We start from the raw sequence: 15,540 nt of genomic DNA on the forward strand, positions 1-15,540 counted from the left end.
GGGACTCAGGCGGCTGCCGGAGGTTGCTTGGCGCCGTCGGCCTTCTCTGCCGGTTTCTCCGACGATTTTTCGACGATCTTCTCGGCAGGTTTCTCCGAGAGCTTGTCCGCCGGCTTGTCGGTCGAAGCGATCGTACCGCGCGGCACGACGTGACTCGACGCGGTCATCGCCGGCGCAGCGGTCGATCCGGCCACGGCATCGCGCCCGTCCTTCGGTTCTCGCGACTCCTTGACGTCCTTCGAATCCTTCAAATCCTTCGCGTCTTTCGGCTCGATGACTTGCGGGGCGCTCGCCTGCGTCGTCTGCGTCGCATTCGTTGCATGTGTCGCATTCGTTGCATGCGTCGCACTCGCAGCCTTCTCCGCCTTTTTCGCTTCGGACGCCGCCGCCTTCGCAGCGCGCTTCTTCGCGGCCTTGGCGCTCTTCTCCGCCTTGGGCTTGGCAAGCGCCGGCATCTTTTGCACTTCCTCCAGCGCCTTCTTGGCTGCGGCCTGCTCCGCCGCGCGACGGCTCGCGCCGGAGCCGCCGACCTTGATGTCGAGCTTCGGCACCGTGCACTCGACCTCGAACTGCTGGTTGTGCGCGGCGCCATGCGTGGCGATCACGGTGTACTGCGGCAACGCGATCTTGTGCCCTTGCAGATACTCCTGGAGCAGCGTCTTGGCATCTTTGCCAAGCGTCTTGGGATCGACATGTTCGAGCACCGGCGTGTACAGACGTTCGATGACCGCATAGGCGGCTTCGAACCCGCCATCGAGATACATCGCACCGAACAAGGCTTCGAGGGTGTCGGCCAAAATCGACGGACGACGGAAACCACCGCTCTTGAGCTCGCCTTCGCCTAAGCGCAGGAAATCGGAAACGCCAAGCGTCTGCGCGATCTCGTACAACGATTGTTGCTTGACGAGATTGGCACGCACACGAGAGAGGTCGCCTTCATCGAGCTTGCCGTAGCGACGAAACAGAATCGCCGCGACAGAGCAGTTGAGAATGGAATCGCCGAGAAACTCCAGCCGCTCATTATTGGCGGCACTATGGCTACGGTGCGTCAGTGCTTGGCAAAGCAATTCCGCATCGTGGAAACGATACTGGAGGCGTTCTTCCAGTTGGTTCAGAGATTGAGGCATGGCGCAAGTATAGCGCGACGCTCCCGCCCCGGCGCGCGTCGTCGCCAAGAAACGACGGGCTTTACCCCCGTGTGGCGGGCTTTTCGGACTCGCGTGAGAGCGGTGGATCGGACAACGCCGAGGTCAGGACAGATCCCTCCCTACAGCAGCCTCCACCCGTCGCATCTTTTATTTCTTATTTAAAAACAATAATGCGGAAATTAACGAAATTACGTCAATTTCCGCATTAATTCACCCTTCACCCGAGGAGGCGACCTCGCCCGGGCGAAAACCCCACTTACTGGAAGCTGCCCAGGCGCTTCAGATTCGAGAAGTTCATCCAGATGAAGAACGCCCGTCCCACGATGTTCTGCTCCGGCACAAAGCCCCAGTAACGGCTATCCGCACTGTTGTCGCGGTTGTCGCCCATCATGAAGTAGTTGCCCGGCGGCACCTTGCAGATCACGCCCTGGCTGTTGTACTGGCAGTTCTGCTTGTTCGGGAAGTCGTCGGCGCCCATGATGTAGGGCGGCACGTTCGGATCGTTCAGAATCCGGTTCTTGACACCCCCCACCGTCTCTTCGAACTGCTTGAAGTAAGCAATGTGCTCGTCGTCGAAGTAATCCGGCAGGGCCGTTTCCGGCACCGGCTGCCCGTTGATCGTGAGCTTCTTGTTCTGATAAGCCACGACATCGCCCGGCACACCGATCACGCGCTTGATGTAGTCCATCGACTCGTCCTTCGGGTAACGGAACACCACCACGTCGCCACGCTTCGGCTCGCCGAGATCGATGATCTTCTTGTTCACCACGGGCAGACGAATGCCGTAGTCGAACTTGTTCACAAGGATGAAGTCGCCGACGAGCAGCGTCGGAATCATCGAACCGGAGGGAATCTTGAACGGCTCGACCACGAACGAGCGCAGCACGAACACCGCCAGAATCACCGGGAAGAAGCTGGCCGAGTACTCCAGCCACCACGGCTGACGCAGTTTGTCGTCCCGCAACTTCGCACGAGCGCTCGCCAGTGCATGGCCTTCCTGCGCCCCGGAGCCCTGAATGCCGGACCCCTGCAACGACAACTGCTGCTGATCGAATTGCGCCACAGCGTCCTGTGCTGCCCGGCGGCGCGCCGGTTGAAACACCAACTTGTCGGCCACCCAGGCCACCCCGGTCACCAGCACCAGGATCAAAAGAATCAGGGCGAAATTCATGCGGGACCCGTCGCTACGTTATTTGTCTTCGACTTGCAAAATGGCAAGGAACGCTTCCTGGGGAATTTCAACGCTCCCCACCTGCTTCATGCGCTTCTTACCTTCCTTCTGTTTCTCGAGCAGCTTCTTCTTACGCGTGATGTCACCACCATAGCACTTCGCCAGCACGTTCTTGCGCAATGCCTTGATGTTCTCACGGGCAATGATGTTCGCACCGATCGCCGCCTGAATCGCCACATCGTACATCTGACGCGGAATGATTTCCCGCATCTTCGATGCAACCTGCGCACCACGACGACGGCTCTCCGAACGGTGAACGATGATCGACAGCGCGTCGACCTTGTCGCTGTTGATGAGCATGTCGACCTTGACCACGTCCGACGCGCGATACTCCTTGAACTCGTAGTCCATCGACGCATAACCGCGCGACACCGACTTCAGACGATCGAAGAAGTCGAGCACGATTTCCGCCATCGGAATTTCGTAAATCAGACGGACCTGACGGCCGTGATACTGCATGTCGATCTGGATGCCGCGTTTTTGCTGGCACAACGTCACGACCGAACCGACATACTCCTGCGGCATATAGAGGTTCACGGTCACGATAGGTTCGCGAACTTCTTCGATACGGCCCGGATCCGGCATCTTCGACGGGTTTTCCACCGACACGACCGTGCCGTCGCGCTCCGTCACCTCGTAGATCACGGTCGGCGCCGTGGTAATGAGGTCCATGTCGAACTCGCGCTCCAGACGCTCCTGCACGATTTCCATGTGCAGCAGGCCCAGGAAGCCACAGCGGAAGCCGAAGCCCAACGCTTGCGAAACTTCCGGTTCGTACTGGAGCGACGCATCGTTGAGCTTGAGCTTTTCGAGCGACTCGCGCAGCGCGTCGTACTGGTTCGCTTCGACCGGATAGAGACCGGCGAACACCTGCGGCTTGACTTCCTTGAAGCCGGGCAGCGGTGCGTCGGCCGGCTTGGTGGTGGTCGTGACGGCGTGCGTCACGGTATCGCCCACCTTCGCAGCGCCGAGTTCCTTGATACCCGAGATGATGAAGCCCACCTGACCGGCGGACAGCGACGTACGCTGCTGCGATTTCGGCGTGAACACCCCCACCTGTTCGACCAGGTGGCTCGAACCCGTCGCCATCAGATGAATCTTGTCCTTGGGCTTGAGCGTGCCGTTCACCACACGCACCAGCATCACCACCCCGACGTAGCTGTCGAACCAGGAGTCGATGATCAGCGCTTGCAGCGCAGCGTTGGCGTCGCCCTTGGGCGGCGGCACCTTGGCGATCAGCGCTTCGAGCACGTCTTCCACGCCCAAACCGGTCTTGGCCGAGCAGCGCACGGCGTCGGTCGCCTCGATCCCGATGACGTCCTCGATCTCCTGAATCGCGTTTTCGGGTTCAGCGGACGGCAAATCGATCTTGTTGAGCACCGGCACGACTTCCACGCCCAGTTCGATGGCGGTATAGCAGTTCGCCACCGTCTGCGCTTCGACCCCTTGCGAGGCGTCGACCACGAGCAGCGCGCCTTCGCAAGCGGACAGCGAACGGCTCACTTCGTACGAGAAGTCGACGTGTCCCGGCGTATCGATGAGGTTGAGGTTGTAGACCTTGCCGTCGCGCGCCTTGTATTGCAGCGCGGCGGTCTGCGCCTTGATGGTGATGCCGCGCTCGCGTTCGAGATCCATCGAGTCGAGGACGCGCGATTCCATTTCACGATCGGACAAACCGCCGCTAAGCTGGATGATGCGATCGGCCAGGGTCGATTTCCCGTGGTCGATGTGGGCGATGATCGAAAAATTGCGAATATGGTCCATGAGGCGGGCTATAGAAAAGTCGGTGCCATCGGATTCGGCTCGGCAGCGGCTTTCGAGAGAATCGGCAAACACGACATTTTAGCCGAAAGCGCATCGATACCGCCCGGAATCGCGCGGGGATCTCACGTTTCGCGGCGGTACGCCGGAAATGGCAGGAAGGTCTCGGCGTCGTCGGTGAAATTCGCGGCAGGCCGAATGAGATGCGGCGTCAATCCGAGACAAACGCGGCGGCGACAGCATCGACGTCGAAACGATAGCGGCATAACTCCCGCGCCCCCAATGCCAGCACCGGCACGATTTCGTCGTATTTGGCTTCCAACGCCGGATCGCTGTCGACATCCACGACCGTTACCGAAAAATCCCACGCCGGGCGCATCGCTTCGAGCGCCGCAAGCATGTCATCGCACAGATGACACCACTTGCGGCCGTAAAGCGTGAACGCCGGCGCGGTCATCGACGCAATTACTTGCTGCTCGGCGCACGCGGGCGCAGCGGCACGAACTGCGTGGCGTCGCCGCGACGCACCAGAATCGGCACCAGACGCTTCGGATCGAGCGCCTTGACGACTTCCTCGAACTGTTTGGCGTTGGCGATATCGGCGTCGCCCACGCGCAGGATGATGTCGCCTTGCTGAAGACCGGCGCGGCCTGCCGGGCCTTCCGCGAGTTCGACCTGCACGCCGCCACGCAGCTTCATATCCTTCTTCTGCGCCTCGGTTAGATCGGAGACGACCAGCCCCAGGGCGTTCGGATGCGGCGTATCGGCGCTGCCGCCCTGCGCCTTCGACGCCTTGGGCGTGTCGGCATCGGCTTCGGCAATCGTGATCTTCAGATCCTGGGTCTTGCCCTTGCGCAACACTTGCAACGTGGCGCCAGAACCCGGCTTGGTCTCACCGACCATTCGCGGCAGATCGGTCGCGTGATCGACGGCGCGCCCCTCGAACTTCATGATGATGTCGCCCGGCTGCACGCCCGCCTTTTCGGCCGGGCTGCCTGGCTCGACGCTGCGCACCAGCGCGCCTTGGGCACGCGGCAAGCCCAGCGAATCCGCGACGTCCTTGCTGACCTCGCTGATTGCCACACCGATGCGACCCCGCACGACCTTGCCCGTCTTCTTGAGCTGATCGACCACGCGCATGACTTCGTCGATCGGAATCGCGAACGAAATGCCCATGAAGCCGCCGGTCTGGCTGTAGATCATCGAGTTGATGCCTACGACCTCGCCGCGCATGTTGATGAGCGGACCGCCGGAATTGCCCGGGTTCACGGCCACATCCGTCTGAATGAACGGCAAATAGTCGCCCGTGTCGCGGCCCTTGGCCGACACGATGCCCGCCGTAACCGTGTTTTCGAGACCGAACGGCGAGCCGATGGCCACCACCCACTCGCCGACACGCAGCTTGTTCGAATCACCGACGGGCACCGTCGGCAGGTCCTTGGCTTCCACCTTGACCACGGCCACGTCGGTACGCTTGTCGGCGCCGACCAGCTTTGCCTTGAATTCGCGTTTGTCGGTCAGGGTGACATAGATGCTGTCCGCCCCGTCGACGACGTGCGCATTCGTGAGAATGTAGCCGTCGTTAGAGACGATGAAGCCCGAGCCCACGCCACTGTTTTGCTCTTCATCCGGCTGCGGCTGGCCGCGTCGCGGCGTGCCGCCCTTCGGGCCTGGCTGCTGCGGCATGGGCACGCCGAAGAAACGACGGAACAGCTCGGCCATGTCGTCGTCCACCCCCGGCGGCAAACCACGCTGATTGCGGCCAACGCGCTCGGTCGTACGGATATTTACGACTGCCGGGCCGACACGGTCGACGAGTTGAGTGAAATCGGGAAGGTTGCTGACAAGCGGGGCGTTCGACGCCGTTGAACCGCCGGACGGTGCCGAGGCCGGTGCGGCATAGGCGGCGGGGGCTCCCGCCAATTGGGCGGCAATGGCGCCGCCAAGGATGACACGAAGCAGGAGAGTCTTCTTCATTGGAAGATCGTGGTGCGCGAAAGTCTCGGAATCCCTGAAGGCAGTCCGGCACCCGACGCCGCTTTGCGTCTCATAAGCGCCTCGCTACCCGGACCGCGCCGTTACCGGTCACGGTCCACCCGACAGCCGGTCACTTCGCCGGCTGTTTGTACTCGATACTGGAGGCGAATTGTTGCAGGGTGGCCTGCGGCACTTCGCCGAGCAAGGTCAGCCAGAAGTCGCCGTAGCGCTTGATGAGGATGTTCGTCGCCCCAGCACTACCGTGGCCTTCCTTGCGTTCACGCGTGGCCGGTTCGATAAACACCGAAAGACCGGCCATGCCGTCGGAATATACCACCTGCTGGACTTCCAGCGGTTTGCTGTCGGGCGCCGAACGCATCGTGCGACGCACTTCGCGAACCGCCTTGAATCCCGGCACCTTCTTGTCGACGTCGATACTCCAGCCGGCATCGGACAATCGCGTGGAGGCAATTTGCGGCTTGACGACATGCCAGCCGTGCGTGGACTGGATCGCGTGAACGATGCGCGCCTTCTCGTTCGGCACGCCAATCGAAATTTGCGAAAACGCCGCCTGTTCGAGCAGATGGCCTTCGGCGTCGAGCGTCTGCGCGCGCAGCAGCAACCCGGTGTTGCGATCGGCCCACAGACGATAACCGAACCGGAAGTCGTCCTTCGGCGAGAGTTCGATCACCATGCAGTCGAAACCGGCCATCCGTTCGTTCGGCAGCAGCTTCGGCGCGTAATAATCAAGGACGTCGCGTGTGGGGGTCGCGAGCAAAGCGGGGAAAGAATCCTTGCTCTCCCGCTTCTCCAGGAAAACGGTCTTCTGCTCCGGAATCAGCGTGTAGACGTCTTCGTTCTGACGCAGAATGCGGCGCTGACGTCCGTCGAGCGTCTCGAGCTCTTCGTACTCATTGCCCTTATCGGCAAAGTGGCTGATCTTCGACGAACGCATGGTCGAGCCACGCTGATAGACGAAGGTGCCAATGTAGTTCTGCGTCTGCGCTGCGCGATGGATCTTGTTGAGCCACGCGCTGACCTCACGCTTCTCGATCAGCGGATCGACCGAAGGTGCGGACGCCTGCGCCCAAGCTTGCGTTTGCAGCGTGGTCGCCAGCAGAAAAGCGAACAGGAAGAAAGTGCGCCCGATGGGCGCACGCGGCAAGGATTCGATACTCAGGCGCTGCATTTATTCGTCCGCTTGCGCCGAGGCTCGCATGTAGGGGGAAACGCTCTGGCCGATAGGGGCCGGCGCGTATTGCTGGTGAGCCGCCAGATACTGGTCGAGACGCGCATCGCGCAGCACGATCAGATCGTTCGTCGCGCCCGCGCTCGCACCGTTGGCGGCTACGGCCGCTTGCGGCGACTGCGACAGCGCCACACGAGTGAGGCTCGAACCGCCGGCTGCCGGCGATGCCGCCTGAGCGAGCACTTGCGGCTGCGTACCGCCAGCCGGATGATCCTGCAGACGCGGCACGACAACCCACGACAGCGCTGCGACGGCAGCCGCGGCAGCGGCCGTCGGCAGGACCCGACGTACGCGCAGGAACGGATTGATTCGCGTGACTCGCGAGCCTGCGGCCTTCGCGCCCGGCGCGGCGGCCTGCGCATCGGCCAGGGCGGCCGGTGCAAGCAGGTGCGGCTCGGCTTCGAGGCGTGCCGCGAAGGAAGCCATGAAGGCAGACTCCGAACGCGGCAGCGTCAGTTCATCGGAACGCAATGCGTCCCCGATCAGGTGGTAGTCGTCCCACAGAGGCCGGCCCGAGGTGTCAGCCTCGTCCAGCAGGGCGGCTAGTTCGTCCGGATCGAATTCCCCGTCCATCAACGCGGAAATCCGCTCGGCTTGCAGCCCCCGCTGCGTTTGCACCGTCGCTGATCCCATGATATCCCCCAACGAAAATAACTTCCCCGGCGGCGCGCTCACCAGCGCTTACCGTCAGGCGTGTCCAGCAGCGGCCTGAGCCGGCTGGCAATCGCTTCACGCGCCCGGAAAATTCGCGAACGGACCGTTCCGATCGGGCACCCCATGGCTTCGGCGATCTCTTCGTAGCTCAAACCCTCGATTTCCCGCAGGGTGATCGCCGTCCGAAGTTCATCGGGCAAAGCCTCCATCGCTGTGTTGACCGTTTGAGCAATCTGCTTGCTCATCAGCATCGACTCAGGCGTGTTGATATCCCTTAGTTGATCGGCCTCGGCAAAAGTTTCCGCTTCTTCAGCGTTCGCTTCAGTCGAAGTCGGTGCACGGCGCCCCTGCGTTGCCAGGTGGTTTTTCGCCGTGTTGACAGCAATACGATACAACCAGGTATAGAACGCCGACTCGCCGCGAAACTGCGGCAAGGCACGGTAGGCCTTGATAAAGGCCTCCTGCGTCACATCCTCGACCTCGGCGGCGTCGCGCACGAGCCGCGATACGAGGCGGATGATCTTGCGGTGATATTTCGCGACCAATAGCTCGAAGGCGGCTTTGTCGCCCTTTTGCACGCGCTCGACGAGCGCCTGGTCGATTTCTCGTTCACTCACCTGATATGGATCCGTATTTTCTCTGGCTGCCAGGCCCCGGTCGGGCCCGATTGCACCACGGCAGCACTTGCCGCCGCGGCTGGAAGTGTCTTTGACGCCGCACGCCCGGGCACACTCACCGGAGCGTGGGTCAGCGGGACGGGACGCCTGCGCGGCGTCCCGCGAACTTAGACGCGCTGGAAGACCAGCGAGCCGTTAGTCCCGCCAAATCCGAAAGAGTTCTTCAACGCGACATCAATTTTCAGATCACGAGCCTCGTTTGCGCAGTAGTCAAGGTCGCAAGCCGGGTCCTGATTGAAGATGTTGATCGTCGGCGGAGACTTCTGATGGTGCACGGCGAGCACGGTGAACACCGACTCCAGACCGCCGGCGCCGCCCAGCAAGTGGCCGGTCATCGACTTGGTGGAGTTCACCACCACGCGCTTGGCCGCATCGCCCATCAGACGCTTGACCGCGACCGTCTCGGCGATATCGCCCAGCGGCGTCGAGGTACCATGCGCGTTCACATAATTGACGGCATCGGCGTTGATGCCGGCGTCGCGCAGCGCATTCGCCATGGCGCGCAGTGCGCCATCGCCGTCTTCGCACGGTGCGGTCATGTGGTAGGCGTCGGCGCTCATGCCGAAGCCCTTGAGCTCGGCGTAGATCTTCGCGCCGCGCGCCTTGGCGTGCTCATACTCCTCGACCATCATCACGCCAGCGCCTTCGCCCAGCACGAAACCGTCGCGGTCCTTGTCCCACGGACGGCTCGCGGTTGCCGGGTCGTCGTTGCGTGCGGACAGCGCCGTCATCGCAGCGAAACCGCCGATGCCCAGCGGCGACACCGTCGATTCGGCACCGCCGGCGAGCACCGCGTCCGCGTCGCCATACTGAATCATGCGCGCCGCCTGACCGATACAGTGCAGACCGGTCGTGCAAGCCGTGACGATGGCGAGGTTCGGACCCTTCAGGCCGTACTTGATCGACAGATGACCGGAGATCATGTTGATGATCGAACCCGGCACGAAGAATGGGGAAATCTTGCGCGGACCGCCATTGAGCAAATCGGTCTGCGTATCTTCGATCATCGGCAGGCCGCCGATACCGGAGCCGACCAGCACACCTACGCGCTCGGCGTTCTCTGCGGTGATCTGCAGGCCGCTGTCTTCAAACGCCTGGATGCCGGCGGCAAGGCCGAAATGGATGAACGTATCCATGCGGCGCGCTTCCTTGGCCGACAGATACTTCTCGGTATCGAAGTTTTTGACTTCGCCTGCAAAGCGAACCTTATGGTTGCTCGCATCGAACTTCGTGATGTTGGCGATGCCCGAACGACCCGCGACCAGATTTTCCCAACCTTCGGCAACGGTGTTGCCGACCGGCGAGATCAGGCCCAGACCGGTAATGACGACGCGACGACGACTCACGATACTCCCCTTCTTCTGCTGGGTCATACAAAACAAAAGCCACAGAGGCGACAAGGTCCGACCCTGCGCTCCCTGCGGCTGACAGGCAGGCCTGACGCCAGGAGCCGGTCGGCATCCCGGCCAATCAGGCGATCCGTAGGCCTGTTAGGCCTTCGACTGAGCCTGGGCGAAATCGATGGCTTGCTGCACGGTGGTGATCTTTTCAGCGTCTTCGTCCGGGATCTCGATCTCGAACTCTTCTTCCAGAGCCATCACCAGCTCAACCGTGTCGAGCGAGTCAGCGCCGAGATCGTTCACGAAGCTGGATTCGTTCTTAACGTCGGCTTCAGCCACGCCAAGTTGTTCCGCGACGATCTTCTTGACGCGTTGCTCAATGTTATCCATTCAAACCCTCCGGGGTAGTTAGTTCAGACAAGTGCGCGCATTTTAACAGGTTTGCCAAGCAAAGTTAGCATGCGCCAAATAATGTTCAATGTCGTGCAAATACATGTAATTTTCACATATCTGCACACATCTCCATCAATTCATAAACATGCCGCCGTTCACGTGCAACGTGGTGCCGGTGATGTAGGCGGCTTGCGGAGACGCGAGGAACGCGACCGCATTCGCAATATCTTCCGGCGCGCCGAGGCGCCCCAGCGGAATGCGTGCCTTGAGCGCTTCGTGCTGCGCTTCGCCGAGCGCCTTGGTCATATCCGTATCGATAAAACCCGGGGCAACGCAGTTGACGGTAATGTTGCGGCTACCGATCTCAGCGGCCAGCGAGCGCGACATGCCGGCCACGCCCGCCTTGGCGGCAGCGTAGTTGGCCTGCCCCGGATTGCCGGCCGAACCGACGACCGAGGTGACATTGATGATCCGGCCGCTACGCGCCTTCATCATCGGCTTGATCACGGCCCGCGAGAGACGGAAGATCGCCTTCAGGTTGGTGTCGATCACGTCGTCCCACTCATCGTCCTTCATGCGCATCGCGAGGTTATCGCGGGTGATGCCGGCATTATTGACGAGGATGTCGAGCTTACCGTGCTGCTTGAGGATGTCGTCCAGTGCTGCGGCCACGCCTTCGGCGTCGGTCACATTCAGGACAATGCCCTTGCCGGGGACGCCCGCTTCCGCAAAGTAAGCGTCGATGCCTTGTGCACCGGCTTCACTGGTAGCGGTACCTACGACCGTTGCGCCCTGGCGAGCGAGTTCGAGGGCGATGGCGCGACCGATGCCGCGCGAGGCGCCGGTCACCAGCGCCACGAGGTTGTCGAGTTGCTTGCTCATGAAAGAAATACCTTGCCTATGGCTTACGAGAGTTGGGCGCGCACTTCGGCGAGCGATGCCGGATCGGTGATCGCCAAACCCGTGAGATTGCCGTCGATACGCTTGGTCAGGCCGGTCAGCACCTTGCCCGGACCGCACTCGACGACTTGCGTCACGCCCTGCGCGGCGAGCCACTTCACCGATTCGACCCAGCGCACCGGCGCGGCAGCCTGACGCACGAGCGCGTCCTTGATGCGAGCCACGTCCGATTCGACGGCCACATCCACGTTATTGACGAGCGGGATCTGCGGAACGTTAAACGTCACGTTCGCGAGATACTCGCGCAGGCGATCCGACGCCGGCTTGAGCAGCGACGAGTGGAACGGCGCCGACACGGGCAGCACGAGCGCGCGCTTCGCACCGGCGGCCTTGGCCAGCTCGCAAGCCTTCTCCACGCCAGCCTTGGCGCCGGCGATCACGACCTGCGCCGGAGCATTGAAGTTGACGGCCTCGACCACACCCGTTGACGACGCTTCCGCGCAGACGTTGCGCACGGTGTCGTCGTCCAGACCGAGGACCGCCGCCATGCCGCCCTGCCCGACGGGCACGGCTTCCTGCATGGCCTGGGCGCGAAAGCGCACGAGCGGCACAGCGTCCTTGAACGCGATCACGCCCGCAGCGACCAGCGCCGTGTATTCACCGAGGCTGTGACCCGCGACGAACGACGGCTTCGCGCCGCCGTCGGCCAGCCACGCGCGGTACATCGCATAGGCGGCGGTGAGCATCACCGGCTGGGTATTGGTGGTGAGATTCAGTGCTTCGGCAGGACCCGCAGCGATCAGCTGCGCCATGTCCTGCCCGAGGGCATCCGAAGCTTCGGCAAGCACTTCGCGCACCACCGCGTTGTCTGCGAACGCGTCGAGCATGCCCACCGATTGGGATCCTTGTCCCGGGAAAACGAAAGCGAATGTCATAGCGCCTGGTTTTGCAGTCAGATTCAGAAACATGGCAGCGCATCGTCGCGCGCCGGCATGACGCGCACGAGAGCATCGCCGCCAACCGCGCGCTCATCGAAGCGCAGCCGGTTCGCACAACGCCCGTGCGCCGGGATACTTTTTACATGCGGAACAGCACCGCGCCCCACGTGAAACCGCCCCCCACGCCTTCGATCATGACGGTATGCCCCGCCTTGATGCGACCGTCGCGCACTGCGACGTCGAGGGCAAGGGGAATCGACGCGGCAGAGGTGTTACCGTGCTGATCGACGGTCACGACCATCTTCGCCTCGGCATCCAGCTTGCGGGCGGTGCTCGTCATGATGCGCAGATTGGCCTGGTGCGGGATCAGCCAATCGATCGCCGACGCTTCCAGCCCAGCCTTCTCGAGGGCCTCGTGGGCCACCTTCTCGAGCACCTTCACAGCCAGCTTGAACACCGCCTGACCGTCCATGTAGAGGAACGCTTCACCCTGAACCGCGCCGGCGTTCACGTTGCCCGGCACGCAGAGGATGTTCGAATGGCTGCCGTCGGCGTGCAGCGCACTCGACAGAATGCCCGGCTCGGCGGACGCCTGCAGCACGACCGCACCGGCGCCGTCGCCGAACAGCACGCACGTCGTACGATCGTTGAAATCGAGGATGCGGGAGAACGTCTCGGCGCCGATCACGAGCACGTTGCGATACGCCCCCGAGCGAATGAAGTTGTCGGCCGTCGCCATCGCATACGCGAAGCCCGAGCAGACTGCCTGAATGTCGAATGCAGCACAGCCGTTCGTGATGCCCAGCTTGCTTTGCACGAGGCAGGCGGTACTGGGGAACACGAAGTCGGGCGTCGACGTGGCGACCATGATCAGGTCGATCTGGTCGGCGCGCAGTCCGGCCATATCGAGCGCGCGCCTGGCGGCTTCCACCGCCATGTCGCTGCTGGTCTGGTCGGGCGCGGCGAAGTGACGTGCCTGAATGCCGGTACGCGCGACGATCCACTCGTCGCTCGTCTCGATGCCTCGGGTGGCAAGTTCGTCTGCCAACTGCTGATTGGTCACGCGTCGTGCCGGCAGGTAGCTGCCGGTGCCGACGACACGGGAATAAATCGCGGACTGGGTCATCTTATGATCGGTTAGCGCACCGGGGCGGGGACCGGTTTCAGAGCGCCGGAATGGCGCTCACCGGTTTGGTGTCCTGGAGCTGGGTCTGATTCTCTTGCATGGCACGCGACAAACGGTCGAGCACGCCGTTGCGAACTGCATCATAGCCGCGTTTGATAGCCCATTCAAACGAGTAGGCATCGGCGGAGCCGTGGCTCTTGATGACGAGCGCACGCAGCCCGAGCAACGCAGCGCCGTTGTAGCGGCGATGGTCCACGCGGTTCTTGAAGCGGGTGAGAATCGGCAGCGCAATGACGGCAATCACCTTCGTCCACCAGGTGCGGGTGAACTCTTCGCGGATCATGTCGCCGAGCATTTGCGCCAGGCCTTCGGAAGTTTTGAGTGCAACGTTGCCAACGAAGCCATCGCACACGACGATGTCCGTCGTGCCACGATAAATATCGTTGCCTTCCACGTTGCCGTAGAAGTTCAGCGTGGAGCCGCGCAGCAACTCGCCCGCCTGCTTGATGACGTCGTTGCCTTTGATGACTTCTTCGCCGATGTTGAGCAGACCGATCGACGGGCGCTCCTTACCGTCGACCGCCGCCACGAGCGCATGGCCCATCTCGGCAAATTGCAACAGGTGAGTCGGCTCGCAGTCCACGTTCGCGCCCAGATCGAGCATCGTCGTGTAGCCGCCCAACTGGTTCGGCAACACCGTGGCAATCGCCGGGCGCTCGATACCGGGCAGCGTCTTGAGCACGTAGCGGGAGACGGCCATCAGCGCGCCGGTATTGCCGGCGGACACGCAAGCCTGCGCGCGCGCTTCCTTGACCAGATTGAGCGCCACGCGCATCGAAGAGTCTTTCTTCTTGCGCAATGCAGTCTCGACCGAGTCGTCCATGGCGACGACTTCGCTCGCATTGACAACGGACAGGCGCGGGTGATCCGTCACACGCAACTTCGCGAGCTGCGCGTTGATGATCTCCTGCTGCCCGACCAGCACAAGTTCGACATCGTCGGTAGATTGCACGAAGCGAACCGCAGCCGGCACCGTCACCGATGGGCCGTGATCTCCGCCCATACAATCGATCGTCAGGGTGACTGTCATGTCGACGTGATTGGCTTGCGGTACAGGTAACAAAAAAAGCGGCAGGATAAGTGCCGCTTTTGCCACATCGGACGATCAAACAGCGCCATGATGGGCGCGTGTCGCCTGGAGGGCCGAATTAGTCGTTCTTGGTCTTGATGACCTTGCGACCACGGTAGAAACCGTTCGGCGAGATGTGGTGACGCAGGTGCGTCTCACCCGACGTCGGCTCGACGGCGGTCGACGGTGCGGTCAGGAAATCGTGCGAACGGTGCATGCCGCGCTTCGACGGCGACTTCTTGTTCTGTTGAACGGCCATGATAACTCCTCAAAATATCGCGAAATTTTAACACAGTTCGAGCGCCGCCCTACGGTGTCGGCCTATCGGCCCGACCTGTGCGACTAACGCAAACATGTACTTTGGTGAGCCGGAAATCCGGCCGCACATTACTTTCCGTCCTTGTCCGGCGAGCGCTTGAGCGCTGCCAGCGCCGCGAACGGAGACGGCTTATCCTCTTCTTCAGGCGCCGGGGGCGGCTCTGCCATCCCGTCGCTACCCGTGGCCAGACTATCGTGAACACTCGGACAAACCTCATGTTTCGGGACGATAGGCAACGCCAACAGCAATTCTTCCTCGATCAGTTCGCGCAGATCGAACTGCTTGGCGCCGACCAGCGCTTCGAGTTCGTCTTCGTCGAGCGGGCGATCTTCCGCAGCCGCTTCGTCGTGCACGATCTCGAACGTCGTTTCCGAGGCGAGCGGCGCCTCGTACGGCGTGAGGCATCGCTGGCATTCGAGCCACATCGGGCCCTCGACGCAAAGCGTCAGGAACTGCACCACCGTCGGCTTGCCATCCGCGCGCAGCACCTGCTTTTCCGCCCCTTCGGCACGCCAATGGAACACACTCTGCGCGCGCCCCGACGCCGAGACTTCGGCAGGCACTTCAGTTACCATGCGCGGCAACGCCGCAAGTTGCACGTCACCTTCCGCCACCCGGCCGGTACGCGCGAATTCGAACAGATCGACGATATATTCGTTCATCACGCTCATCCTTGCCTTGGCGCATCTGGCCGCATC

At 62.0% G+C, this 15,540-nt stretch carries 16 protein-coding genes; all 16 read right to left on the reverse strand.

Features of this window, described 5'->3' with window-relative positions:
- Positions 1 to 5: 5 nt before the first annotated feature.
- The gene (rnc, locus tag PAN31108_RS09745) at positions 6 to 1,127 is read right to left on the reverse strand and encodes a ribonuclease III (RefSeq protein ID WP_217426291.1); all 1,122 of its coding nucleotides are present in this window, start codon (positions 1,125 to 1,127) and stop codon (positions 6 to 8) included.
- A 277-nt stretch (positions 1,128 to 1,404) separates the two neighbouring features.
- Complete coding sequence (lepB, locus tag PAN31108_RS09750; RefSeq protein WP_150668659.1) at positions 1,405 to 2,319, reverse strand: signal peptidase I; 915 nt, start codon at positions 2,317 to 2,319, stop codon at positions 1,405 to 1,407.
- Between the two features lie 18 nt (positions 2,320 to 2,337).
- Complete coding sequence (gene lepA / locus PAN31108_RS09755; protein WP_150668660.1) at positions 2,338 to 4,143, reverse strand: translation elongation factor 4; 1,806 nt, start codon at positions 4,141 to 4,143, stop codon at positions 2,338 to 2,340.
- Positions 4,144 to 4,351: 208 nt separating this feature from the next.
- A complete protein-coding gene (locus PAN31108_RS09760; protein ID WP_150668661.1) occupies positions 4,352 to 4,597 on the reverse strand; it encodes a glutaredoxin family protein in 246 nt (81 codons plus the stop codon).
- 8 nt (positions 4,598 to 4,605) lie between these two features.
- The gene (locus tag PAN31108_RS09765; RefSeq protein WP_150668662.1) at positions 4,606 to 6,117 is read right to left on the reverse strand and encodes a DegQ family serine endoprotease; all 1,512 of its coding nucleotides are present in this window, start codon (positions 6,115 to 6,117) and stop codon (positions 4,606 to 4,608) included.
- Positions 6,118 to 6,247: 130 nt separating this feature from the next.
- Complete coding sequence (locus tag PAN31108_RS09770) at positions 6,248 to 7,306, reverse strand: MucB/RseB C-terminal domain-containing protein (protein WP_150668663.1); 1,059 nt, start codon at positions 7,304 to 7,306, stop codon at positions 6,248 to 6,250.
- On the reverse strand, positions 7,307 to 7,999 hold the full coding sequence (locus tag PAN31108_RS09775; protein ID WP_150668664.1) for a sigma-E factor negative regulatory protein: 693 nt from the start codon (positions 7,997 to 7,999) through the stop codon (positions 7,307 to 7,309). It lies immediately after the preceding gene.
- A gap of 38 nt (positions 8,000 to 8,037) precedes the next feature.
- Positions 8,038 to 8,637, reverse strand: a complete 600-nt coding sequence (gene rpoE / locus PAN31108_RS09780) for an RNA polymerase sigma factor RpoE (RefSeq protein WP_010805230.1) — start codon at positions 8,635 to 8,637, stop codon at positions 8,038 to 8,040.
- A gap of 167 nt (positions 8,638 to 8,804) precedes the next feature.
- Positions 8,805 to 10,043: a beta-ketoacyl-ACP synthase II gene (gene fabF, locus PAN31108_RS09785; RefSeq protein WP_150668665.1), complete on the reverse strand. Its 1,239-nt coding sequence runs from the start codon at positions 10,041 to 10,043 to the stop codon at positions 8,805 to 8,807.
- A gap of 144 nt (positions 10,044 to 10,187) precedes the next feature.
- Complete coding sequence (gene acpP / locus PAN31108_RS09790) at positions 10,188 to 10,427, reverse strand: acyl carrier protein (protein ID WP_069342266.1); 240 nt, start codon at positions 10,425 to 10,427, stop codon at positions 10,188 to 10,190.
- A 135-nt stretch (positions 10,428 to 10,562) separates the two neighbouring features.
- A complete protein-coding gene (fabG, locus tag PAN31108_RS09795) occupies positions 10,563 to 11,312 on the reverse strand; it encodes a 3-oxoacyl-ACP reductase FabG (RefSeq protein ID WP_150668666.1) in 750 nt (249 codons plus the stop codon).
- A 23-nt stretch (positions 11,313 to 11,335) separates the two neighbouring features.
- Complete coding sequence (fabD, locus tag PAN31108_RS09800) at positions 11,336 to 12,265, reverse strand: ACP S-malonyltransferase (RefSeq protein WP_150668667.1); 930 nt, start codon at positions 12,263 to 12,265, stop codon at positions 11,336 to 11,338.
- Positions 12,266 to 12,407: 142 nt separating this feature from the next.
- Positions 12,408 to 13,394, reverse strand: a complete 987-nt coding sequence (locus tag PAN31108_RS09805; protein WP_150668668.1) for a beta-ketoacyl-ACP synthase III — start codon at positions 13,392 to 13,394, stop codon at positions 12,408 to 12,410.
- Positions 13,395 to 13,431: 37 nt separating this feature from the next.
- Positions 13,432 to 14,484 (reverse strand): phosphate acyltransferase PlsX, encoded by a 1,053-nt coding sequence (gene plsX, locus PAN31108_RS09810; protein ID WP_150668669.1) that lies wholly within the window; start codon positions 14,482 to 14,484, stop codon positions 13,432 to 13,434.
- 118 nt (positions 14,485 to 14,602) lie between these two features.
- Complete coding sequence (gene rpmF, locus PAN31108_RS09815) at positions 14,603 to 14,782, reverse strand: 50S ribosomal protein L32 (protein ID WP_023594409.1); 180 nt, start codon at positions 14,780 to 14,782, stop codon at positions 14,603 to 14,605.
- A 128-nt stretch (positions 14,783 to 14,910) separates the two neighbouring features.
- Complete coding sequence (locus tag PAN31108_RS09820) at positions 14,911 to 15,513, reverse strand: YceD family protein (RefSeq protein WP_150668670.1); 603 nt, start codon at positions 15,511 to 15,513, stop codon at positions 14,911 to 14,913.
- Positions 15,514 to 15,540: the final 27 nt, after the last annotated feature.

Origin of the sequence: Pandoraea anhela, from assembly GCF_902459655.1 — a bacterium.
In the GTDB taxonomy this organism is placed as follows: Bacteria; Pseudomonadota; Gammaproteobacteria; order Burkholderiales; family Burkholderiaceae; genus Pandoraea; species Pandoraea anhela.